This is a genomic window from Pseudomonas sp. KB-10, from assembly GCF_018221585.1.
Lineage (GTDB): Bacteria > Pseudomonadota > Gammaproteobacteria > Pseudomonadales > Pseudomonadaceae > Aquipseudomonas > Aquipseudomonas yangonensis.
In genome coordinates, this window is record NZ_QYYB01000001.1 from 421,604 (window position 1) to 443,201 (window position 21,598).

Consider the following 21,598-nt stretch of genomic DNA (forward strand, 5'->3'; position numbering starts at 1 on the left):
GGTCAGTCCTTCAAGGAGGCTGGTTGTACGGAGGAAGTGGATACAGCGAGAAAATGTTCGGCGACATCGAGCATGCGGTTGGCGAAGCCCCACTCGTTGTCGAACCAGGCCAGCAGGTTGACCAGGCGCGGGCCGGACACGCGGGTCTGGCTGCCGTCGACGATGGCCGAGTGCGGATCATGATTGAAGTCGCAGCTGGCATGCGGCAATTCGGTGTAGGCCAGCAGCCCCTTGAGCGGGCCGCTTTCCGCCGCCAGCCGCAGCACGCGGTTGATCTCTTCTGCCGAGGTGTCGCGTGCGGTCTGTAGCGTGATGTCCAGGCAGGAGACGTTGACCGTCGGTACGCGAATGGCCTTGGCCTGAATGCGCCCGGCCAGCTCCGGCAGCAGACGCTCGATACCACGGGCCAGTCCGGTAGAGACCGGAATCACGGACTGAAAAGCCGAGCGCGTGCGGCGCAGGTCTTCGTGGTGATAGGCATCGATCACGGGCTGGTCGTTCATCGCCGAGTGAATGGTGGTAATGGAGACGTATTCCAGACCCACCACCTCGTCGAGAAGTTTCAACAACGGCACGCCGCAGTTGGTGGTACAGGACGCGTTCGACACCAGGCGTTCGGCACCGCTCAGGCACTGCTGATTGACGCCGAAGACCACGGTGGCATCGATATCCGCCTCGCTCGCCATCGGCTGCGACAGCAGGACCCGCGGCGCACCGGCATCGAGGAAACGCTCGGCATCGGCACGCGTGGTGTACTGCCCGGAGCATTCGAGCAGCAGGTCGATATCCAGCGCCGCCCAATCGATGGCCTCCGGCTCGCTCTGACGCAACACCTTCACGCAGTCACCATTGATGTGCAGGCAGTCGCCATCGACCTTCACCTCACCGGGGAAGCGGCCGTGGGTGGAGTCGAAGCGGGTCAGGTATTCGACGCTGGCCTGGTCGGCCAGGTCGTTGAGCGCGACGATTTCCAGGCTCGATGAGTTGCCACGCTCGTGCAGCGCACGCAGCACACAACGGCCAATACGGCCATAGCCGTTGAGGGCGACGCGGTAAGGGCGATTGGACATGGGCGGTCTCGTATGAACCGTAGGGTGGATCGCGCTTCATCGATCCACCGGCGGTGTAACGGCGGGTGAAAAACGCGTCACCCGCCCTACGGCGTCGCTCTAGCTCAGGCGTCGAGCAGCTCTTCGGCAGTGCCGACGACGTTGTCGACGGTGAAACCGAAGTGTTCGAACAGCTGGCCGGCAGGGGCCGACTCACCATAGGTGTCCATGCCGATGATGCGACCTTCGAGGCCCACGTACTTGTACCAGAAGTCGGCATGGGCGGCTTCGATGGCGATACGCGCGGTGACCTGCAGCGGCAGCACGGACTGCTTGTAGGCGGCGTCCTGCTGGTCGAACACGTTGGTCGAAGGCATCGACACGACGCGCACCTTGCGGCCCCGCTCGCTCAGCTTGTCAGCGGCCTGGATGGCCAGGCCGACTTCCGAACCGGTGGCGATCAGAATCAGCTCCGGTTCGCCAGCGCAGTCCTTGAGGACATAACCACCACGACTGATGGCCGCTTCGGTTTCGTGATCGCGCAGGTTATGCGGCAGGTTCTGGCGGGAGAAGATCAGCGCGCTCGGGCCATCCTTGCGCTCGATCGCGCACTTCCAGGCCACCGCGGCTTCGACGGTATCCGCCGGGCGCCAGGTGTCCAGGTTCGGCGTGGTGCGCAGGCTGGTCAGCTGCTCCACCGGCTGGTGGGTCGGGCCGTCTTCACCGAGGCCGATGGAATCGTGGGTGAACACGTAGAGCACGCGCTGTTTCATCAGCGCCGACATGCGCACCGCGTTGCGCGCGTATTCCATGAACATCAGGAAGGTCGCGCCGTAGGGAATCAGGCCGCCGTGCAGGGCCACGCCGTTCATGATCGCGCTCATGCCGAATTCACGTACGCCGTAGTACATGTAGTTGCCCGAGGCATCCTCGGCGACCACCGGCTTGCAGCCCTTCCACAGGGTCAGGTTGGAACCGGCGAGGTCGGCCGAACCACCGAGCAGCTCCGGCAGCAGCGGACCGAAGGCGTTCAGGCAGTTCTGGCTGGCCTTGCGGCTGGCGATGGTTTCGCCCTTCTCGGCCACGGCACGAATGAACTCGCTGGCCTTGGCGGAGAAATCGGCCGGCAGCTCGCCCGCCATGCGGCGGATGAATTCGTTGGCCAGTTCAGGGTAGGCGGCAGAGTAGGCGGCGAAGCGCTGATCCCAGTCGGCTTCGGCAGCCAGGCCGGCTTCCTTGGCATCCCACTCGGCGTAGATGTCGGCAGGAATTTCGAACGGCGCATGATGCCAATTCAGAGCCGCGCGGGTCAGGGCGATTTCGTCATGGCCCAGGGCGGCGCCGTGGGACTCTTCCTTGCCCTGCTTGTTCGGCGAGCCGAAGCCGATGATGGTCTTGCAGCAGATCAGCGTCGGACGGTCGCCGGATTTGCGCGCGGTGTCGATAGCCATCTTGATTTCGTCGGCATCGTGGCCGTCGACGTTGCGGATCACCTGCCAGCCGTAGGCTTCGAAGCGTGCCGGGGTGTCATCGGTGAACCAGCCATGTACTTCACCGTCGATGGAGATGCCGTTGTCGTCATAGAAGGCGATCAGCTTGCCCAGGCCCAGGGTGCCGGCCAGCGAGCAGACTTCATGACTGATGCCTTCCATCATGCAGCCGTCGCCGAGGAACACATAGGTGTGGTGATCGACGATCTTGTGGCCGTCGCGGTTGAACTGCGCTGCCATGATCTTTTCCGCCAGGGCGAAGCCCACGGCGTTGGCGATGCCCTGGCCGAGCGGGCCAGTGGTGGTCTCGACGCCCGGCGCATAACCGAACTCCGGGTGCCCGGGGGTCTTGCTGTGCAGCTGGCGGAAGTTCTTCAGGTCGTCGATCGACAGGTCGTAGCCGGTCAGGTGCAGCAGCGAATAGATCAGCATCGAGCCGTGGCCGTTGGACAGCACGAAGCGGTCACGGTCGGCAAAATTCGGGTTGGCCGGGTTGTGCTTCAGGTAATCGCGCCACAGCACTTCGGCGATGTCCGCCATGCCCATGGGGGCACCGGGGTGGCCGCTGTTGGCTTTCTGCACAGCATCCATGCTGAGGGCACGAATGGCATTGGCTCGCTCACGACGGCTGGGCATCGCTGAATCTCCTACGGGGGCTGCTTCTGAATGAAGGGGGCGAAAAAGGCGCCCATTTTCGCCCAGCCGGCCCCCGCGGGGCAATGACAGATGGTCGTAGAGACCAAATCAACCCGCCTGTTCGCTCAGAACGCTCACTGCCGGACTGCCTGGCCCACCCAGGCAAGGTGCCTGAAACAGCTCGCCATGCCAGATACCGGCGAGGGTGCGACTGAACACCAGCGACCACACCGCCGCCAATTGCACCGCCAGCACCAGGCCGACGAAGGCGAAGAAGCTCAGCCCGGTCACCGCCTGCAACTCGAAGGTGGCCAGGGCAAACACCCCCAACGGAAAGGTGAAGCCCCACCAACCGAGGTTGAACGGCATGTTGTCGCGGATGTAATGGCGGGTGAACAGCGTGGCGATCACCAGCCACCACAAACCCGCGCCCCACAGCGCCAAACCGCCGATCAGGCCGAGATCCCGCGCCAACTCGGCGGCGCTGACCAGCGGCGTGCCGGCGAAGGCCGCGGGCGCGGCCTGGCCCATGCTGAGCAGCCCGAGGCAGCCGGTAGCCAGCGGCCCCAGCGGCAGCCAGCTGGTGGCAGCGAAATCGGTATCCGGCAGCTTGTGCAGCGCCAGGCGCAGCAGCACCAGAGTGATCAGCGAGAAGGCCAGCGACAGCGATAGCCCCCACAGCACGAAACCGGCCACCAGCAGTTGCTGCGCAGCCTCGGCAGCCAGGTGTGGCGCCAGCGTACCCGCCGCACTGGCAGACACCTCGGGTGCGACGATCGGTAGCAGCCAGACCGCGGTAAGTTTCTCCAGCGCGTGATGCTGTCGGGTGAACATCAAATAGGGCACCACCAGCGCCCCCAGCAGCGCCAATGCCGCATCCAGCCACCACAAAAGGTGGGCCAGCGCATAGACGCCCTTACCCCAGCGCGGCACGCCGAACAGCAGCAGGCCCTTGATCAGCACCGCCAAGCCCATGGGGATGGCCCCGAGAAACATCGACTGCACCGGATGCAGCAGCATCGGCCAGACGGTTTCGCGAAACAGCATCAGGCGCAGCACGAACAAGATGCTGAACAGGGCGAACAGCCCGGCAGCCACGAACCACAGCCCTTCGGCGAGCAGCATCAGCTCCGGCATGCGCCAGGGCAGGTGGGCGATTACCAACGCCAGCACGCCGGTACCCATGATCATGGCGAACCAGTGGGGAGTGAAGTGACGAAGGACAGCCTGAGGCTCGGGTAGACGAGTGAAAGGGCGCAGCATGAATCGGGTGGTCCCGTGACAAGTGACGGCGCAAGGTTAAGAACAGGCTTGCCATATTTAAAATACATGTTCAGCATCCTATACATACCTTTCATCTATGCCATAGCCATGAACCTGCACCACCTCAAGGTCTTTCTCGCGGTCGCCGAAGCCGGCAGCATCAGCGCCGGCGCCGAGCGCCTGCATATCAGCCAGCCTGCGGTGACGCGCGAGATTCGTGACCTGGAAGCGAGCCTCGACCTGCGCCTGTTCGACCGGCAGCCTCGCGGCGTGCAGCTGACCGAAGGCGGCCTGCGCCTGCTCGACTATGCCCAGCGCATCTTCAGTCTGGAGCGCGCGGCCGAACGCGACCTGCGCGATTTTGCCCAACTCGAGCAGGGCGAACTGCACCTGGGCGCCAGCGCCACGCTCGGCTCCTATCTGCTGCCACCCCTGCTCACCCGCTTTCGCGCCATGCATCCGCAGATATTCGTCAGCCTGGAAGTGAGCAACACCGATGTCGTGACCAGGCAACTGGACGAGGGCCGCATCAGCCTGGGCTTCGTCGAAGGGCCGTTCGCACGCGATGACTACGCGCACCGCCTGCTGGCACGTGACGCCCTGCTGCCAGTGGTATCGCCCCGTCATCCGCTGGCCGGCAGCAGCGAACTGAAAGCCGAAAGCCTCCAGGCCTATCCGCTGTACATGCGCGAGCCTGGCTCCGGCGCACGCGTCAGCATCGAGCAGGCCTACCTGGCACACGGCCTGGAGCCCCGTGCCGGCATGGCCATCGGCAGCACCGAGGCGCTCAAGCGCCTGCTGGCCGACCATCTGGGCATCGCCTGGTTGTCGCAACGCGTGGTAGAGCGCGAACTGGCCACCGGCGAATTACGCCATCTGCCAGTGCAGGACCTGCACATCGAGCGCGACCTGCATGTGTTGTGGCGCCTCGGCGCCAGCCTGAGCCCGGCGCCCGCTGCCTTCCTGGAACTGAGCCAGACGCCCGGGCAAGCCGAAGCCAATATCAAAACTTTTTGATATTGGTATTGCTGTATGAAAAATGACCGACTAGACTGCGCCACCATGACCCTGCGCGCACCCCAGCTGCAATTCGACCCCTGCGACGAGCTCGCCGCCCTGTGCAAGGCCGGTGGCGATGCGCTGCGCCTGAACGTGCTGCGTGCGCTGAGCAACGACTCGTTCGGTGTGCTGGAGCTGGCGCAGATCTTCGCCATTGGCCAGTCGGGCATGAGCCACCACCTCAAGGTGCTGGCCCAGGCCGGGCTGGTGGCGACGCGCCGCGAGGGCAATGCCATTTTCTACCGTCGTGCCCTGCCCAATGGCCGCCTGCATGCTGCCCTGCTGGACGACATCGACGAACTGCCGCTGCCCGGCGACGTGCAGGCGCGCATCGCCACCGTGCATCAGCAGCGCGCCACCGTCAGCCGCGACTTCTTCGCACGCATGGCCACCAGTTTCCAGGCCCAGCAGGACCTGATCGCCGGCCTGCCGCAGTACCGCGACAGCCTGCTGGCCCTGCTCGATGCGCTGCATTTCGCGCCAGGCGCCACGGCGCTGGAAATCGGCCCGGGCGACGGCGCCTTCCTGCCCGAACTGGCGCGGCGTTTCGCCCAGGTCACGGCACTGGACAACAGCCCGGCTATGCTCGAACTGGCCAGCCAGCGTTGCGCTGCCGAGGGCCTGCATAACGTCGAGCTGAAGCTGGCCGATGCCCTGCAGGACGAACAGCAGCCCGCAGACTGCGTGGTGCTGAACATGGTGCTGCACCACTTCGCCACGCCGGCCGAGGCCTTTCGCAAGCTGGCCGGGCTGGTCGCCCCTGGCGGCAGTCTGTTGCTCAGCGAATTGTGCAGCCATGACCAGAGCTGGGCGCGCGAAGCCTGCGGCGACCTGTGGCTGGGCTTCGAACAGGAAGACCTGGCACGCTGGGCGACGGCCGCTGGCCTGACGCCCGGCGAAAGCCTGTACATAGGCCTGAAAAACGGCTTTCAGATTCAATTACGGCACTTTGCCAAACCCGATGCGCACAGCGCCTTCAGCCTCCGGCAAGAAAGGAACCGATAGATGAGCGAATATTCCCTGTTTACTTCCGAGTCCGTGTCCGAGGGGCATCCGGACAAGATCGCCGACCAGATCTCCGATGCGGTGCTCGACGCCATCATCGCCCAGGACAAGCACGCCCGCGTGGCCGTGGAAACCCTGGTCAAGACCGGCGTGGCCATCGTTGCCGGCGAGGTGACCACCAGCGCCTGGGTCGACCTGGAGCAGATCGTCCGCGACGTGATCTGCGATATCGGCTACACCAGCAGCGACGTCGGCTTCGACGGCGCCACCTGCGGCGTGCTCAACATCATTGGCAAGCAGTCCCCGGACATCAACCAAGGCGTCGACCGCGCCAAGCCGGAAGACCAGGGCGCTGGCGACCAGGGCCTGATGTTCGGTTACGCCAGCAACGAAACCGACGTACTGATGCCGGCGCCGATCTGCTTCTCGCACCGCCTGGTCGAGCGTCAGGCCGAGGCGCGCAAGTCCGGCCTGCTGCCGTGGCTGCGCCCGGATGCCAAGAGCCAGGTCACCTGCCGCTACGAGAATGGCAAGGTAGCGGCCATCGACGCGGTCGTGCTGTCCACCCAGCACAACCCCGAAGTGAAATACGACGACCTGCGCGACGGCGTGATGGAGCTGATCGTCAAGCACGTGCTGCCGGCCGAGCTGCTGCACAAGGACACCCAGTTCCACATCAACCCGACCGGCCAGTTCATCATCGGCGGCCCGGTGGGCGACTGCGGCCTGACCGGGCGCAAGATCATCGTCGACAGCTACGGCGGCATGGCCCGTCACGGCGGCGGCGCCTTCTCCGGCAAGGACCCGTCCAAGGTCGACCGCAGCGCCGCCTACGCCGGCCGCTACGTGGCCAAGAACATCGTCGCTGCCGGCCTGGCCGAACGCTGCGAGATCCAGGTGTCCTACGCCATCGGCGTGGCCCAGCCGACCTCCATCTCGATCAACACCTTCGGCACCCACAAGATCGCCGAAGACAAGATCATTCAGCTGGTGCGTGAAGTGTTCGACCTGCGCCCCTACGCCATCACCAAGATGCTCGACCTGCTGCACCCGATGTATCAGGACACCGCTGCCTACGGCCACTTCGGCCGTACGCCCCAGTCCAAGACCGTCGGCAACGACAGCTTCAGCACCTTCACCTGGGAGCGCACCGACAAGGCTGCCGACCTGCGCGCCGCTGCCGGCCTGTAAGTCCCTGAAAACGAAAAAGCCCCGCCAGAGCGATCTGGCGGGGCTTTTGTCTGCCTGGAAGGCTTATTTGCCGAACATCGAACTCAGGCCCTTGAGCGTCTCCTTGGTAGCACTGAGCTGGTCGGGGGTAGCAGCCTGACTGGAGGCATCGGCCTCGGCGGCCAGGCGCTCGCAACCGCCATCGAGCGCTGCCAGGTTTTCAGTGGCCTTGTCGTTGCCAGCCAGCGCTGCCAACTGCTTGAGCTGAGCCAGACCGTCCTGATTGGCAGCCATCTGCTCCTGGCATTTGGCCTGGAGCGAGGCGACCTCGGTAGCGTGGGAAGACAGGCAAGCGAAGGCCAGAGCGGCGAAACAGGCAACGGAAGCAATACGCATTAGTGAAGACCTCTCAGGGTTGAGGCCCGGCTGTCCATGCGCCCCCGCCGGGCAAATCCATTTGTTTGGGGGTTGGAAAAGGCGCGGCAATCTATCACCCGCCCCAGACAGCCACAAGCGAAACCGAGTCGCCGCGTGAAGCCGTTCATGCGACGGTTCGAACACTCGATGCAGGCCTGCTAGGCTGAGCGGGTACTCTGGGCAAGGAAGCTCCGCAATGAAACTCGCTCCGATCCTGCTCCTCCTGCTCCCGCTGACCGCGCTGGCCGAGCCCTGCCCTGACTGGGCCGATACGCGCGCGGCGATGGAACTGGGCGCACTCTCCCGGCAAGTCGCGCAATGGGACGACGCCTACCACAACCAGGGCCGTTCACTGGTCGCCGACGAAATCTACGATCAGGCTCGCGAGCGTCTGCAGTCGTGGCATCGGTGCTTTCCAAACGCCCTGAACAACCTGCCTGACCCGCTGACTGGCAGTACCAGCAAGCTCGCTCATCCGGTGGCTCAAACCGGCCTGCGCAAACTGCACGGGGCCGCAGTGAACGAATGGATCGCCAGCCGCGACGACCTGTGGATTCAGCCCAAGGTCGACGGCGTCGCAGTCACGCTGGTCTACCGCAACGGCCTGCTGCAGCAGGCCATCAGCCGCGGTGACGGGCGCCTCGGGCAGGATTGGACGGCCCGCGCCAGACAGCTGCCAGGCGTACCGACGCAACTGCCCGAGCCGCTCGACGCCGTGCTGCAGGGCGAGCTTTACTGGCGCCTGAATGACCATGTCCAAAGCCGCGATGGCAGCCAGGGGGCTCGCGGCAAGGTGGCCGGACTGATGGCACGACAGTCGCTTGACGAACAGCAGAGCAGGGCCATCGGCCTGTTCGTCTGGGACTGGCCGGACGGGCCGGCGAGCATGGACGAACGCCTGAGCAGGTTGCAGGCTCTGGGCTTCGGCGACAGCCGGCACTACAGCAAGCCGATACGCAGCGCCGAGCAAGCCAGGCAGTGGCGCCAGCACTGGTTCGATCAGCCGCAGCCGTTCGCCAGCGATGGGGTAGTGCTGCGCCAGGGCGCACGCCCGTCCGGCGAGCGCTGGCAGGCCGAAGCGCCACATTGGGCGATCGCCTGGAAATACCCGGCCAGCCAGGCGCTGGCAGTGGTACAGACGGTGGATTTCAGCATTGGCCGCACCGGGCGCATCACGCCGATCCTGCGCCTGCAGCCGGTCGATCTCGACGAACGCCGTATCAGCCGCGTATCCCTCGGCTCGCTGCAAGCCTGGGAAAAACTGGATATACGCCCGGGCGATCAGGTGTCGATACGTCTGGCCGGCCTGACCATCCCGCGTCTCGATCAGGTGATCTGGCGCAGCCCGGAGCGTGCAGCGGTGCGCGCGCCCGACCCCGATCAATACCACGCCTTGAGCTGCTGGCGACCGAGTGTCGAATGCCGGCAGCAGTTTCTGGCACGTCTTACCTGGCTCGCCGGCAAGCAGGGCCTGAATCTGCCCGGCATCGGAGCAGGCACCTGGAATACGCTGCTGGCCCGCGAGCAACTGGATGGCCTGCTCGATTGGCTGGAGTTCGACAGCGCACGTCTGCAGCAACTGCCCGGCATCGGTCCAGGACGCGCCGCACAGCTGCAGCAGGCTTTCGACCAGGCCCGGCAACGGCCACTGCAACAATGGTTGCAGGCACTCGGAGCACCACCTGGCCTGCAGCTGCGCGACGCAGATGACTGGCCCGCCCTGCTATCTCGCAGCCACACGGAGTGGCTGCAGCAACCTGGGCTGGGCCCCAAAAGCGCCGAGCGGCTGCAGGCTTTTTTCGCTCACCCGGAAGTCCAGCGCCTGGGCGAGCGGCTGCAGCGGGCCGGTGTTGCCGGCTTCGAAACAGCGCGACAGGCACCGCGCGGTTGATCCAGATCAGCCAATGACGCAATCCGGTCGAACCTCGCGCAACCGCCAGGGTCACTTCGAAAGAGACCTAAAGAGGACAGACCATGATTCGCCAAACCGCTTTGTTCGGCCTGCTGCTGGCCGCCAACCTGAATGTCACCCCCCTGCTGGCCGCCGACGGTGAAGACGGCTGCGCCGTCAAACGTCAGGTGCTTCAGGAGAAGATCGAAGCCGCGCAGCAGAGCGGCAACAGCAGGGAACTGGATGGGCTCCGGCGCGCACTGGGTAACGTCGACGCCCATTGCGACGACGCTTCGCTGCATGAGGAGCGCCTGGCCAGCGTCAAGGAAGCGCGCGAGGAAGTGCAGGAGCGCGAAAAGGATCTGCGCGAAGCCATGGGCACCGGCGACCAGGAAAAGATCGCCAAGCGTCAGGCCAAGCTGGCCGAAGCGCGCGCCGAACTGCAGCAGGCCGAAGCCGAAGCAAGCGTCGATCAGTAAGCGCGGAACGCCTTGTGGCAGGCTTCGCAGCTATCCTCCACAGCCTGCACCGCAGGCTCCAGCTCGGAGCGGCGTAGCGGCGGCGTGGTCGTCGCCTGCACCAGTGCAGCGGTGGCCTGCTCCAGATCGCGCGCCATTTTCTGAAACTGCTCCTGGCGCTGCCAGACTTCCGGGCTGGCCTTGCTGCGCTCGTCGTCGGCCACCGAGGGGAAATGCTGCCAGGGCTCGCGCGACAGTCTATCGAGCTCGGCGGCGCCACTGATGAAGGCGGCCTCGTCGTAGGGAATGCGATTGCGCAGCATGCCGCCCAGATCCTCGCTGACCTTGAGCATCTCCTTGAACAAGGCCTGACGCTTGCCCAACGGCGAGTTGGGGTCGACCCCGCCGCAGGCGGCCAGGCTCAGGCAGAGACAGGTGAGCAGGAGGATTTTCTTGGGGGCCATCGACACGAGTTCCGGGGTACAAGGGGCCGCCAGTATCGCGGCTCGCACCGGTCGGGCCAAGCGACCGCTTGTCACAACAGCGGCTTCGCCTGCATAGCTGTCAGCTGGCGTTCAGCTAGCGGATACCACGAACAGCCCCACGATCAGCCCCATACCTACGAACCAGACCAGTGAGCGTGCCGGCCCCCAGTCGGCCAGGTAGCAGACGAAGTACAGCAGGCGGCTGCCGAGGAACGCCACGGCCAACTGGTCGAGCAGGGCCTGCTCGGCGCCACCGGCCTGGTGAGCGATGATCACTGCGGCGGCGAACGCAGGCGTCACTTCGAAGCCGTTGAGCTGGGCGTTATTGGCCCGTTTGCGCCAACCCTCAAGGGTACTCAGGAATGCGCGCGGATCCTGATTGGCGCGCGGCCCGTAGCCGGGGCCGAGAAATTTGGCAGTCGCCGTACTCAGGTACGGCAGAAGGATGGCGATCAGTACGCACCAGTAGGCAAGGGTCATGAAGGCTCCGCAATGTATTTTGGAAAGTGCGCAGCTTGTGCGCTCGGCAGCGCAAGGTCCATGACCCGCACGAGGATAAGGAACGGCGATCCGGCCAATGCTCCGGGCGCAGCTGCCAACCCCGCCACATGCAGGCGACGGAAAACCTTGGGCACAGCCGCCCGGCTCGCTATAATCAGCCAGTTTCATGCGACCGGCACCGCTCCGGCCGCTCCCGCCACCCGGTCGAGGGGCGCTGCAGCAGCCTGAAAGATCTGTTTCGAATCCCCAAGCCCGCATTCCAGCAATGCTTCGCGGCAGATTCGAATCAGCCTTCCAGGCTGTCAGGCTCGCCCGGGGCGTTAACCAAACGCATCAACGGCGCCCATTCGCAGACAACGAATGGAGAACTCATCTATGAGCGCTGTAATGACGCCTGCCGGTTTCACCGACTACAAGGTAGCCGACATTTCCCTGGCCGAGTGGGGCCGCAAGGAACTGACCATCGCCGAGTCCGAGATGCCGGCGCTGATGGGCCTGCGCCGCAAGTACGCCGCCAGCCAGCCGCTGAAAGGCGCGAAGATTCTCGGCTGCATCCACATGACCATCCAGACCGGCGTACTGATCGAGACGCTGACCGCCCTGGGCGCCGAAGTGCGCTGGTCGAGCTGTAACATCTTCTCCACTCAGGATCAGGCCGCTGCCGCCATCGCTGCCGCCGGCATCCCGGTATTTGCCTGGAAGGGCGAGACCGAAGAAGAGTACGAGTGGTGCATCGAGCAGACCATCCTCAAGGACGGCAAGCCGTGGGACGCCAACATGGTGCTGGACGATGGCGGCGACCTGACCGAGATCCTGCACAAGAAATACCCGCAGATGCTCGAGCGCATCCACGGCATCACCGAAGAAACCACCACCGGTGTGCACCGCCTGCTCGACATGCTCAAGGCCGGCACCCTGAAAGTCCCGGCGATCAACGTCAACGACGCGGTCACCAAGAGCAAGAACGACAACAAGTACGGCTGCCGTCACAGCCTCAACGACGCCATCAAGCGCGGCACCGACCACCTGCTGTCGGGCAAGCAGGCGCTGGTCATCGGCTACGGTGACGTGGGCAAGGGCTCGGCCGCTTCGCTGCGCCAGGAAGGCATGATCGTCAAGGTTTCCGAGATCGACCCGATCTGCGCCATGCAGGCCTGCATGGACGGCTACGAGCTGGTGTCGCCGTACATCGACGGTCGCAATGACGGCACCGACGCCTGCATCGACAAGGCGCTGCTGGGCAAGATCGACCTGATCGTCACCACCACCGGCAACGCCAACGTCTGTGATGCCGGCATGCTCAAGGCCCTGAAGAAGCGCGCCGTGGTCTGCAACATCGGTCACTTCGACAACGAGATCGACACCGCCTTCATGCGCAAGAACTGGGCATGGGAAGAGGTCAAGCCGCAGGTGCACAAGATCCACCGCACCGGGGCCGGCAGCTTCGATCCGGCCAACGACGACTACCTGATCCTGCTCGCCGAAGGCCGCCTGGTGAACCTGGGTAACGCCACCGGCCACCCGAGCCGCATCATGGACGGTTCCTTCGCCAACCAGGTGCTGGCGCAGATCTTCCTGTTCGAGCAGAAGTTCGCCGACATGCTGCCCGAGCACAAGGCCCAGCGCCTGACCGTGGAAGTGCTGCCGAAGAAGCTCGACGAGGAAGTCGCACTGGAAATGGTCAAGGGCTTCGGCGGGGTCGTCACCCAGCTGACCCAGCAGCAGGCCGACTATATCGGCGTGACCGTCGACGGCCCGTTCAAGCCGGACACCTACCGCTACTAATGCGTAGGGTGGATAAGCCTCGGGCTTATCCACCGCCGACTTCCCGCAAGGTGGATGGAAAAACGCCATCCACCCTACGTCTCCAAGGCTAGAAACCTATGAGCCAAGAACAACGCTACAGCTTCGAGTTCTTCCCCACCAAGACCGAAGCCGGGCATGAAAAACTGATGGACGTGGCGCGCCAACTGGCGGCCTACAAGCCCGATTTCTTCTCTTGCACCTATGGCGCCGGTGGCTCCACCCGCGACCGCACGCTCAACACCGTGCTGCAACTCGATGGCGAGGTGAAGGTGCCGACCGCGCCGCACCTGTCCTGCGTCGGCGACAGCAAGGCCGAGCTGCTCGAACTGCTCAACCTGTACAAGAATGCCAGCATCAAGCGCATCGTTGCCTTGCGCGGCGACCTGCCGTCGGGCATGGGCATGGCCAGCGGTGAGCTGCGCTACGCCAACGAGCTGGTCGAGTTCATTCGCACCGAAACCGGTGATCACTTCCATATCGAAGTGGCCGCCTACCCGGAGATGCATCCGCAGGCGCGCAACTTCGAGAGCGACATCGCCAACTTCGTACGCAAGGCCAAGGCCGGAGCCGACAGCGCCATCACCCAGTACTTCTTCAACGCCGACAGCTACTTCTACTTCGTCGAGCGCGTGCGCAAGCTGGGCGTGGACATCCCGGTGGTGCCGGGCATCATGCCGATCACCAACTACAGCAAGCTGGCACGTTTCTCCGATGCCTGTGGTGCCGAGATTCCGCGCTGGGTGCGCAAGCAGCTGGAAGCCTATGGCGACGACAGCGACAGCATTCGCGCCTTCGGTGAGCAGGTGATCACCGAAATGTGCGAACGCCTGCTGCAAGGTGGCGCGCCAGGCCTACACTTCTACAGCATGAACCTGGCTGGTCCCAGCCTGGCCATCTGGAACAACCTCGACCTCAAACGCTGACGGGCAGGGAGCCGCGCAGCGGCTCCCTCGCTCAAGGATGAGCCAATGACACTCAAGCGCCTCCTTCCCCTCGCCCTGCTCGCCGGGCTGCACGCTGCCACTGCCCTGGCCAGCTCCGACATGACCTGCACACCAAGCTGGAAGCTGATCTCGGACCAGCTCTCGGGGTGCAACAACCTGGCCTTTCTCAGCCCCGGCAACGACAGCCGGGTCAACCTGCAGCTGTTGCTCGACGATGCCGGTCACCTGAAGCTGACGCGCCAACCGCTGGCACTCGACGGTTACGAATACGGCTACGGCCTGGTGCCCTTCAGCCTCGGCATGCTCGACCCGAGCCGCGCCCGTAGCGAGGTGGACGAGGCAGACGAGCAAAACGTCGACCCGAACGTGGCGTACCTGGCCCAGGCCCTGCAGCGCCTGGGCATCGACAGCGAAGCGGATGCCTTCGCCATACACCGCTTCGCCGAAGGCGAAGGCAATCGCTGCCGCAGCAACGACCTGCAGGCCATGCACGGCTTCGTCGATGCCCTCAGCGCCACGCCGGATCTGGCCGCGAGCGAAGCGCAGGCGCTGGCTCGTTCGCGGCGCAGCCTGCTGAGCCTGTGCGGCGAGGGCGATCCGCAAGCGCAGGACATCCTGCCGCCGCCGACGCAACTGCAATCCCCCGCTGCCCAGGCCTTCGGCAATTACCTGCGTGGCGCCGACGCCTTCTATCGCGGCGATTTCAAGCAGGCCCGCGAGCGTTTCGCCGAGCTCACGGGCAGTGACCAGCCCTGGCTGCGCGAAACCGCTCAGTACCTGCTCGGTCGCGTCGCCCTGAACCAGGCGCAACTGAACGCCTTCGACGAGTACGGGTTCTTCAGCCCGGAGCAGGTGGATAAAACCAGCCTCGAGGCCAGCGCGAAGGCCTTCGAGCAGTATCTGACGCACTATCCGCAGGGCCTCTACAGCGACTCGGCGCGCGGCCTGCAACGCCGCGTGTACTGGCTCGCCGGCGACACCCGGCGTTTTGCCGAGGCCTTTGCCCGGCAATTCGAGCGAGGCGCGCAGCAGGTCGACATGCCCGCACTGATCGAGGAGCTGGACGGCAAGCTGCTGCCCAGCCTCGCCCCGGATGCCATCGAAGACCCGCTGCTGCTGGCCATGGTCGACCTGATCCAGCTGCGCGATCCAGGCAGCAACCGCGAACCGCGCCTCAGCCTCGAACAACTGCAGGCGCAGCAACCGCGCTTCGCCAGCCAGCCCGGCCTGCATGCCTACCTGGTCGCTGCCTGGCATTTCTACCGCGACGGCGATGCCGGGCAGACTCTCGCTGCTCTGCCGGATGCCGGTTCCGGGCCGATGAACGCCCTCGCCTTCAGCCAGGAAACCCTGCGCGGCCTGGCGCTGGAAGCCAAGGGTGAGCAGACCGCGGCGCTGCAGCACTGGCAGGCGCTGCTGGCACGCAGCCAAGACCCGCTGCAGCGCGCCCAGCTGGAACTCGCCCTGGCCTTGAACCATGAGCGCAGTGGCCAGCTGGAAAAGGTGTTCGCCGCCGACTCGCCGATCACCACCGCGCCGATCCGCGAGCGCCTGCTGACCTATGGCGCCGGCCCCGAACTGCTGCGCCGGCAGGCCGGCAACGAGCAGGCTCAGGCAGGCGAGCGCGCAACCGCGCTGTACACCCTGCTCTATCGCGATCTGGATTACGGTCGCTACGCCGATTTTCTCAGCGATTTCGCGCAGTTCCCGTACAAGCCGACACAGCCAGCGCAGCGCCTCGATCCAGGCCTGTTCGCCTGGACCGGCGGCAGCGATGCCGGCTATGCCTGCCCGAGCCTGGTCAGGATCGCCGAACGCCTCGCTGCCAATGCCGAGGACGCCCAGGGCATGCTGTGCCTGGGCGACTTCATCCGCGTCCACGGCCTCGACGATCACTGGCTGAACCGCCCGCCGGCCGCTGGCGAACTGGGCAGCGCACCGAGCCAGTTCCAGGGCGCGTCCTTTTCCCGCCTGGCCGCCTACCAGATGCTGCTGGCTGCCCCCCAGGTCAGCCGCGAGGACAAGGCCTATGCCCTGTTCCGCGCGATCAACTGCTATGCGCCCAGCGGCTACAACAGCTGCGACGGTCAGGACATCAGCAAGGACCAACGCAGGCAGTGGTTCCAGACCCTCAAGCGCAGCTACGCGGACACCCCGTGGGCACAGCGACTCAAGTACTACTGGTAGGCCTGCTTCTGCTGGCAGCGGGCCTGCCGGCACAGGCCGCGCGCGTCGATGCCGCCGAGCACAACGCGTTCTGGCTGTGGGCGGGCGTGACGCCACAGCCGGTGCTGGCCCGAGCCCGTACCCTGTACGTGCTGCAGGGGCAGATCGACGGCCCGCGCCGCGCCGGCGATCCAGCGGCACGCATGCAGGCACAGAACCCCGCCACGCCCAGGCTGTCGAAAGACGTCGAGCTGTGGGTGGTGTATCGCGCGCATACCCTGGACTGGAACGACGAGGTATTCGCCCTGCTGCTGAGCCAATTGCAGCGCTGGCAGCGTTCCGGCAACCGGGTCAGCGGGGTGCAGATCGACTTCGATGCGCAAACGCTGCGCCTGGATCGTTACGCCGCCTTCCTCGAAGAGCTGCGCCAGCGCCTGCCGCGGCAGTATCGCCTGAGCATCACCGGCCTGCTGGACTGGGCCGGCAATGCCGACCCGGCGGCGCTGAACCGCCTCGCCGGGGTGGTCGATGAAGTGGTGATGCAGACCTACCAGGGCCGCCACAGCATCGCCGGTTATCAGCGCTACCTGCCGAGCATCGCGCGCCTGCAGTTGCCGTTTCGCATCGGCCTGATACAAAACGGCGAATGGCAGGCGCCGGATTACCTGCAAAGCAGTCCCTGGTTCCGCGGCTATGTGGTATTTCTGCTGAACCCGAGCGAACCCGCAACCGACACACCGGCGGCCAGACGCTGACCTTCATCAACCGAACACCGCAAAACCCGCTGCGACAACGATTTCGAATTCCCTCCGCGCCGGCTTTCGGCGCGAGCTTGCCACCAGGAACACACTTCATGCTCAAACGCTCCACGATAAACGCTTCCGTCAGCCCCAAGGGCAGCCTGGAAACCCTCTCCCAGCGCGAAGTGCAGCAATTGCGCGAAACCGGCTCGGGCAGCGTCTACCGCCTGTTCCGCCAGTGCGCCCTGGCGATCCTCAACACCGGCTCGCACAGCGACAACGCCAAGACCATCCTCGAGGCCTACCCGGACTTCGAAGTGAAGATTCACCAGCAGGATCGCGGCATCCGCCTGGAACTGATCAACGCACCGGCCGATGCCTTCGTCGACGGCGAGATGATCGCGAGCACCCGCGAGATGCTGTTCAGCGCCCTGCGCGACATCGTCTACACGCAGAGCGAGCTGGAGAACAAACGCATCGATCTGGACAGCTCCGAAGGCATCACCGATTACGTCTTCCACCTGCTGCGCAACGCCCACACCCTGCGCAGCGGCGTCGAGCCGAGGATGGTGGTGTGCTGGGGCGGCCACTCGATCAGCACCGAGGAATACAAGTACACCAAGAAGGTCGGCCACGAGCTGGGCCTGCGCGGCCTGGACATCTGCACCGGCTGCGGCCCGGGCGTGATGAAGGGGCCGATGAAGGGCGCCACCATCAGCCACGCCAAGCAACGCAACCTCACCGGCCGCTACCTGGGTCTGACCGAGCCGGGCATCATCGCCGCCGAAGCGCCGAACCCGATCGTCAACGAACTGGTGATCCTGCCGGACATCGAGAAGCGCCTGGAGGCCTTCGTTCGTGTCGGCCACGGCATCATCATCTTCCCGGGCGGCGCCGGCACGGCCGAAGAATTCCTCTACCTGCTGGGCATCCTCACCCACCCGGACAACCAGGATCTGCCCTTCCCGGTCATCCTCACCGGGCCGAAGAGCGCCGGCCCTTACCTGCAGCAGTTGCATGACTTCATCGGCGCTACCCTGGGCGAGGCGGCGCAGCAGCGCTACCGCATGATCGTCAACGACCCGGCCGAAGTGGCCCGCGAAATGGCGGTCGGCATCAAGGCCGTGCGCCAGTTCCGTCGCGAGCGCAACGACGCCTTCCACTTCAACTGGCTGCTGAAGATCGACGAGAGCTTCCAGCACCCGTTCGAACCGACCCATGAAGCCATGGCCAGCCTCAACCTGACCCGCGAGCAGCCGCTGCACCACCTGGCTGCCAACCTGCGCCGCGCCTTCTCCGGCATCGTCGCCGGCAACGTCAAGGAGAACGGCATCCGCCTGATCGAGGAACATGGCCCGTACGAGATCCGTGGCGAAACCACCATCATGCGTCCGCTGGATCGCCTGCTGCAGGCGTTCGTCGAGCAGCATCGCATGAAGCTGCCAGGCGGCAGCGCCTACGAGCCTTGCTACCGGGTAGTGGACTGAGCAATAAGCAGGCTTCCGGGGCGCGGGCAAAATCGCTAATCTGGCGCAATGCCATCTATCCAGCGCCAGCTCGTCGCCATTTTGCTGATAGGCTCCATCGCGTTCTCCGCGCGCGGAGAAACGTTGCGCCTGGTTACGGAAGCCTGGGCGCCGTATGTCTATGAAGAAAATGGCCAGGCGGCCGGCCTCGACTATGAGATCACCCGCGAGGTCCTGCGCCGCCTGGGTATCGAGTTCGACCTGCAGTTCCTGCCCTGGAAGCGCTGCCTGCTGGCACTGGAGCAGGGGCTAGCCGACGGCATTCTGGACATTTTTCATCTGCCAGAACGTGAAGCGAGCATGCGCTTCGTCGAAGAGCCACTGAGCGACGTCGAATTCGTGCTGTTTCACGCGCGCAATCGCCCCTATCCCTATGAACGCCTGGAAGACCTGCGCGATCTGGTGGTCGGCATCTCGCCCGGGTATTGGTACGCCAATGAAAGCTTCCGTACCTCGACCCTGTTCAGCCGCGAGGAGGCGCCGACCCATGAAGCCAACCTGGGCAAACTGATTCGTCACCGGGTCGACCTGGTGGTCAGCGATCGTCGCGCCGGGCTCTACCTGGGCGCACAACTGGGCCTGCTCGAACAAATCGACTACAACCGCAAGGCCATCGGCCATGACCGCCTGTATCTGGCATTGCGCAAGGACCCGGCGTTCGCGAGTCTGGCCGCCGACTTCGCCCGCGAGTTGCGACGCTTCAAGCGTGAACCGGCCTACGCCGAACTGCAGCGACGCTACACCATCCCCGAGAACCTCAGACCGTGAACCAACCGACGGGCTGGTAGCTGCGCATGCCATAAGCTCTGTTATACTCGGGGCTTCCCGCCAGGCTTGCGCCCGGATGCTAGCTCCCAGAAGCCAGCAGTACCGGACGGGATCACGCGCCCCACGCATGATTCAAGCCAGGCAATATCACCCCATAGGGCCACGCCCTCACTACGTACAGGATTGCCCATGTCCTTTGCTTCCCTCGGTCTCTCCGAGGCTCTAGTCCGTGCGATCGAATCCGCCGGCTACACCCAGCCCACTCCGGTGCAACAGCGGGCCATTCCCGCCGTGTTGCAAGGTCGCGATCTCATGGTGGCGGCCCAGACGGGCACGGGCAAGACCGCAGGCTTCGCCCTGCCGATTCTCGAGCGTCTGTTCCCAGCCGGCCACCCGGACCGCGAACAGCGCCACGGCCCGAAACAACCGCGCGTGTTGGTGCTGACCCCCACCCGCGAGCTGGCCGCCCAGGTCCACGACAGCTTCAAGATCTATGCGCGTGACCTGAAATTCGTCAGCGCCTGCATCTTCGGCGGTGTCGGCATGAACCCACAGGTCCAGGCACTGGCCAAGGGTGTCGACGTGCTCGTCGCCTGCCCGGGCCGTCTGCTCGACCTGGCCGGCCAGGGCAGCGTCGATCTGTCCCACGTGGAAATCCTGGTACTGGACGAAGCCGACCGCATGCTCGACATGGGTTTCATCCATGACGTGAAGAAGGTGCTGGCACGCCTGCCGGCGCAGCGCCAGAACCTGCTGTTCTCGGCGACCTTCTCCAAGGACATCACCGATCTGGCCGGCAAGCTGCTGCACAACCCCGAGCGCATCGAGGTCACCCCGCCGAACACCACGGTCGAGCGTATCGAACAGCGTATATTCCGCCTGGCCGCCAGCCACAAGCGCGCCCTGCTCGCCCACCTGATCACCCAGGGGGCCTGGGAGCAGGTGCTGGTATTCACCCGCACCAAGCATGGCGCCAACCGCCTCGCCGAGTATCTCGAAAAGCATGGCCTGCCGGCTGCCGCGATCCACGGCAACAAGAGCCAGAACGCACGCACCAAGGCCCTGGCCGACTTCAAGGCGAACAAGGTGCGCATCCTCGTCGCCACCGATATCGCTGCTCGCGGTCTGGACATCGATCAACTGCCGCATGTGGTCAACTTCGAACTGCCCAATGTCGAGGAGGACTACGTCCACCGCATCGGCCGTACCGGTCGCGCCGGGCGTAGCGGTGAGGCGATCTCGCTGGTCGCCCCGGATGAAGAGAAGCTGCTGAAAAGCATCGAGCGCATGACCAAGCAGAAGATCCCCGATGGCGATCTGATGGGCTTCGATGCCAGCTCCGTGGAAGCGGAGCGCCCGGAAGTGCGCGAGCCACGCCAACCGCGCAACGCCGGGCAGAAGAAACAGAAAGCCGAAGGTGGCGAAAAGCCCAAGGGCGAGCGCCACGCCAGCGGTCGCAAGGACAAGGGCAAGGACAGCGGCAAGGAACAGAAGGCCAAGCCGCAAGGCCAGAAGCGCCGCGGTCAGAAACCGCGCAACGAAAGCCAGCCCCAGGCCGCCGCAGCGATCCCGCCGCTGCCACCGGATCGCGACCCGGAAGAGTTTCTCGACGATGAAATCGACAACTTCGGTAACCGTGTCGACTACGTCAGCCCCAACCAGAACAAGCAGCAGGGTCGTGGCCGCCGCTCCGGTGGCGCGCCAGCCAACGCTGCGGCCCAGGGTCAGCCTCGGCAGAACGGCAAAGGGCCGCGCAACAACAACGGCGGCGGCAATGGCGCGGGCAAGAGCCGTCGTCAGGGCGGAGGCCAGGCCGGCCAAGGCGGTCAGGGCCGTAACGGTGGCAACCGTGGCCGCGCTCGTCCTGCCCATGATGGTCGCATCACCTCGCTCGACCGTGACGAGCTGCCACGCTCCGATGCGGCCGTACGCAACCCGCGCGAGAAGCAGCCGATCATCATGCACAAGGGCTCGCGCCTGGATCGCTTCCCCACCGCCGAGCAACTCGACGAGCTGAGCAACAGCACCCGTCCGCGTGGCGAGAAGCCGGCACTGCTCACGCGCAACCGCGACGAGTAAGCTGACGCGCAAACGAAAACGCCGCCCGATGGGCGGCGTTTTTGTTTAGGGGGAGAGACCAGTGGAGAACCAGCCCTCTCCCGCCGTTCGGGCACCCCGCTCCGCGCCCCTGCCTGATCGCCAGCGATCAGGCGCTCATCGGCGT

The 21,598-nt window shown here is 65.0% G+C and carries 18 protein-coding genes and 1 riboswitch; of the genes, 12 read left to right on the forward strand and 6 right to left on the reverse strand.

Annotated features, from left to right (window positions below):
* Window positions 1-2 precede the first annotated feature (2 nt).
* The 3 genes from epd to DXK50_RS01895 form a co-directional block, all read right to left on the reverse strand.
* Window positions 3-1,070 carry an erythrose-4-phosphate dehydrogenase gene (gene epd, locus DXK50_RS01885; protein ID WP_161865802.1) on the reverse strand — a complete coding sequence of 356 codons (1,068 nt, stop codon included), beginning with the start codon at window positions 1,068-1,070 and terminating at the stop codon, window positions 3-5.
* 104 nt (window positions 1,071-1,174) lie between these two features.
* Window positions 1,175-3,175, reverse strand: coding sequence for a transketolase (gene tkt / locus DXK50_RS01890; RefSeq protein ID WP_212629168.1), 2,001 nt, complete (start codon window positions 3,173-3,175; stop codon window positions 1,175-1,177).
* 108 nt (window positions 3,176-3,283) lie between these two features.
* Window positions 3,284-4,438, reverse strand: coding sequence for a TDT family transporter (locus tag DXK50_RS01895; protein ID WP_212629169.1), 1,155 nt, complete (start codon window positions 4,436-4,438; stop codon window positions 3,284-3,286).
* A 108-nt stretch (window positions 4,439-4,546) separates the two neighbouring features.
* Between DXK50_RS01895 and DXK50_RS01900 the strand changes: the two genes are divergently transcribed.
* Genes DXK50_RS01900 through metK form a run of 3 tightly spaced genes read left to right on the forward strand, consistent with a single transcriptional unit; the run spans window position 4,547 to window position 7,693 of the window.
* Window positions 4,547-5,455: a LysR family transcriptional regulator gene (locus DXK50_RS01900; RefSeq protein ID WP_212629550.1), complete on the forward strand. Its 909-nt coding sequence runs from the start codon at window positions 4,547-4,549 to the stop codon at window positions 5,453-5,455.
* Between the two features lie 45 nt (window positions 5,456-5,500).
* Window positions 5,501-6,502, forward strand: a complete 1,002-nt coding sequence (locus DXK50_RS01905; RefSeq protein ID WP_161865851.1) for an ArsR/SmtB family transcription factor — start codon at window positions 5,501-5,503, stop codon at window positions 6,500-6,502.
* A complete protein-coding gene (gene metK / locus DXK50_RS01910) occupies window positions 6,503-7,693 on the forward strand; it encodes a methionine adenosyltransferase (protein WP_212629170.1) in 1,191 nt (396 codons plus the stop codon).
* A 63-nt stretch (window positions 7,694-7,756) separates the two neighbouring features.
* Here the strand turns inward: metK and DXK50_RS01915 are convergent, their stop codons facing one another.
* The gene (locus DXK50_RS01915) at window positions 7,757-8,068 is read right to left on the reverse strand and encodes a hypothetical protein (protein ID WP_212629171.1); all 312 of its coding nucleotides are present in this window, start codon (window positions 8,066-8,068) and stop codon (window positions 7,757-7,759) included.
* A 217-nt stretch (window positions 8,069-8,285) separates the two neighbouring features.
* On the opposite strand from DXK50_RS01915, the gene ligB reads away from it, so the two are divergent.
* Window positions 8,286-9,980, forward strand: a complete 1,695-nt coding sequence (gene ligB / locus DXK50_RS01920; protein WP_212629172.1) for an NAD-dependent DNA ligase LigB — start codon at window positions 8,286-8,288, stop codon at window positions 9,978-9,980.
* Between the two features lie 83 nt (window positions 9,981-10,063).
* Window positions 10,064-10,459, forward strand: a complete 396-nt coding sequence (locus DXK50_RS01925) for a DUF1090 domain-containing protein (RefSeq protein WP_161865795.1) — start codon at window positions 10,064-10,066, stop codon at window positions 10,457-10,459.
* On the opposite strand, the gene DXK50_RS01930 is transcribed toward DXK50_RS01925, so the two are convergent.
* Together DXK50_RS01930 and DXK50_RS01935 are read right to left on the reverse strand one after the other, a co-directional pair.
* Window positions 10,453-10,902, reverse strand: coding sequence for a c-type cytochrome (locus tag DXK50_RS01930; RefSeq protein WP_161865794.1), 450 nt, complete (start codon window positions 10,900-10,902; stop codon window positions 10,453-10,455). The genes DXK50_RS01925 and DXK50_RS01930 overlap by 7 nt on opposite strands.
* Before the next feature lie 111 nt (window positions 10,903-11,013).
* Window positions 11,014-11,403 carry an MAPEG family protein gene (locus DXK50_RS01935; RefSeq protein ID WP_212629173.1) on the reverse strand — a complete coding sequence of 130 codons (390 nt, stop codon included), beginning with the start codon at window positions 11,401-11,403 and terminating at the stop codon, window positions 11,014-11,016.
* Window positions 11,404-11,624: 221 nt separating this feature from the next.
* Window positions 11,625-11,776: riboswitch (S-adenosyl-L-homocysteine riboswitch) on the forward strand.
* A 23-nt stretch (window positions 11,777-11,799) separates the two neighbouring features.
* Here DXK50_RS01935 and ahcY point away from each other — a divergent pair.
* The 7 genes from ahcY to DXK50_RS01970 all read left to right on the forward strand — a co-directional run bounded on the left by ahcY (window position 11,800) and on the right by DXK50_RS01970 (window position 21,453).
* The gene (gene ahcY, locus DXK50_RS01940; RefSeq protein WP_161865792.1) at window positions 11,800-13,209 is read left to right on the forward strand and encodes an adenosylhomocysteinase; all 1,410 of its coding nucleotides are present in this window, start codon (window positions 11,800-11,802) and stop codon (window positions 13,207-13,209) included.
* A 98-nt stretch (window positions 13,210-13,307) separates the two neighbouring features.
* A complete protein-coding gene (gene metF, locus DXK50_RS01945) occupies window positions 13,308-14,153 on the forward strand; it encodes a methylenetetrahydrofolate reductase [NAD(P)H] (RefSeq protein WP_212629174.1) in 846 nt (281 codons plus the stop codon).
* Between the two features lie 45 nt (window positions 14,154-14,198).
* Entirely contained in the window at window positions 14,199-16,361 is a 2,163-nt protein-coding gene (locus DXK50_RS01950; protein ID WP_212629175.1) for a hypothetical protein, read from the forward strand.
* Window positions 16,331-17,095 carry a DUF3142 domain-containing protein gene (locus DXK50_RS01955; protein ID WP_212629176.1) on the forward strand — a complete coding sequence of 255 codons (765 nt, stop codon included), beginning with the start codon at window positions 16,331-16,333 and terminating at the stop codon, window positions 17,093-17,095. The genes DXK50_RS01950 and DXK50_RS01955 overlap by 31 nt, the downstream gene beginning before the upstream one ends.
* Before the next feature lie 98 nt (window positions 17,096-17,193).
* Complete coding sequence (gene ppnN, locus DXK50_RS01960; protein ID WP_161865788.1) at window positions 17,194-18,567, forward strand: nucleotide 5'-monophosphate nucleosidase PpnN; 1,374 nt, start codon at window positions 17,194-17,196, stop codon at window positions 18,565-18,567.
* A 48-nt stretch (window positions 18,568-18,615) separates the two neighbouring features.
* Window positions 18,616-19,374, forward strand: coding sequence for a substrate-binding periplasmic protein (locus DXK50_RS01965; protein ID WP_212629177.1), 759 nt, complete (start codon window positions 18,616-18,618; stop codon window positions 19,372-19,374).
* Between the two features lie 189 nt (window positions 19,375-19,563).
* Window positions 19,564-21,453 (forward strand): DEAD/DEAH box helicase, encoded by a 1,890-nt coding sequence (locus tag DXK50_RS01970; protein WP_212629178.1) that lies wholly within the window; start codon window positions 19,564-19,566, stop codon window positions 21,451-21,453.
* Window positions 21,454-21,598: the final 145 nt, after the last annotated feature.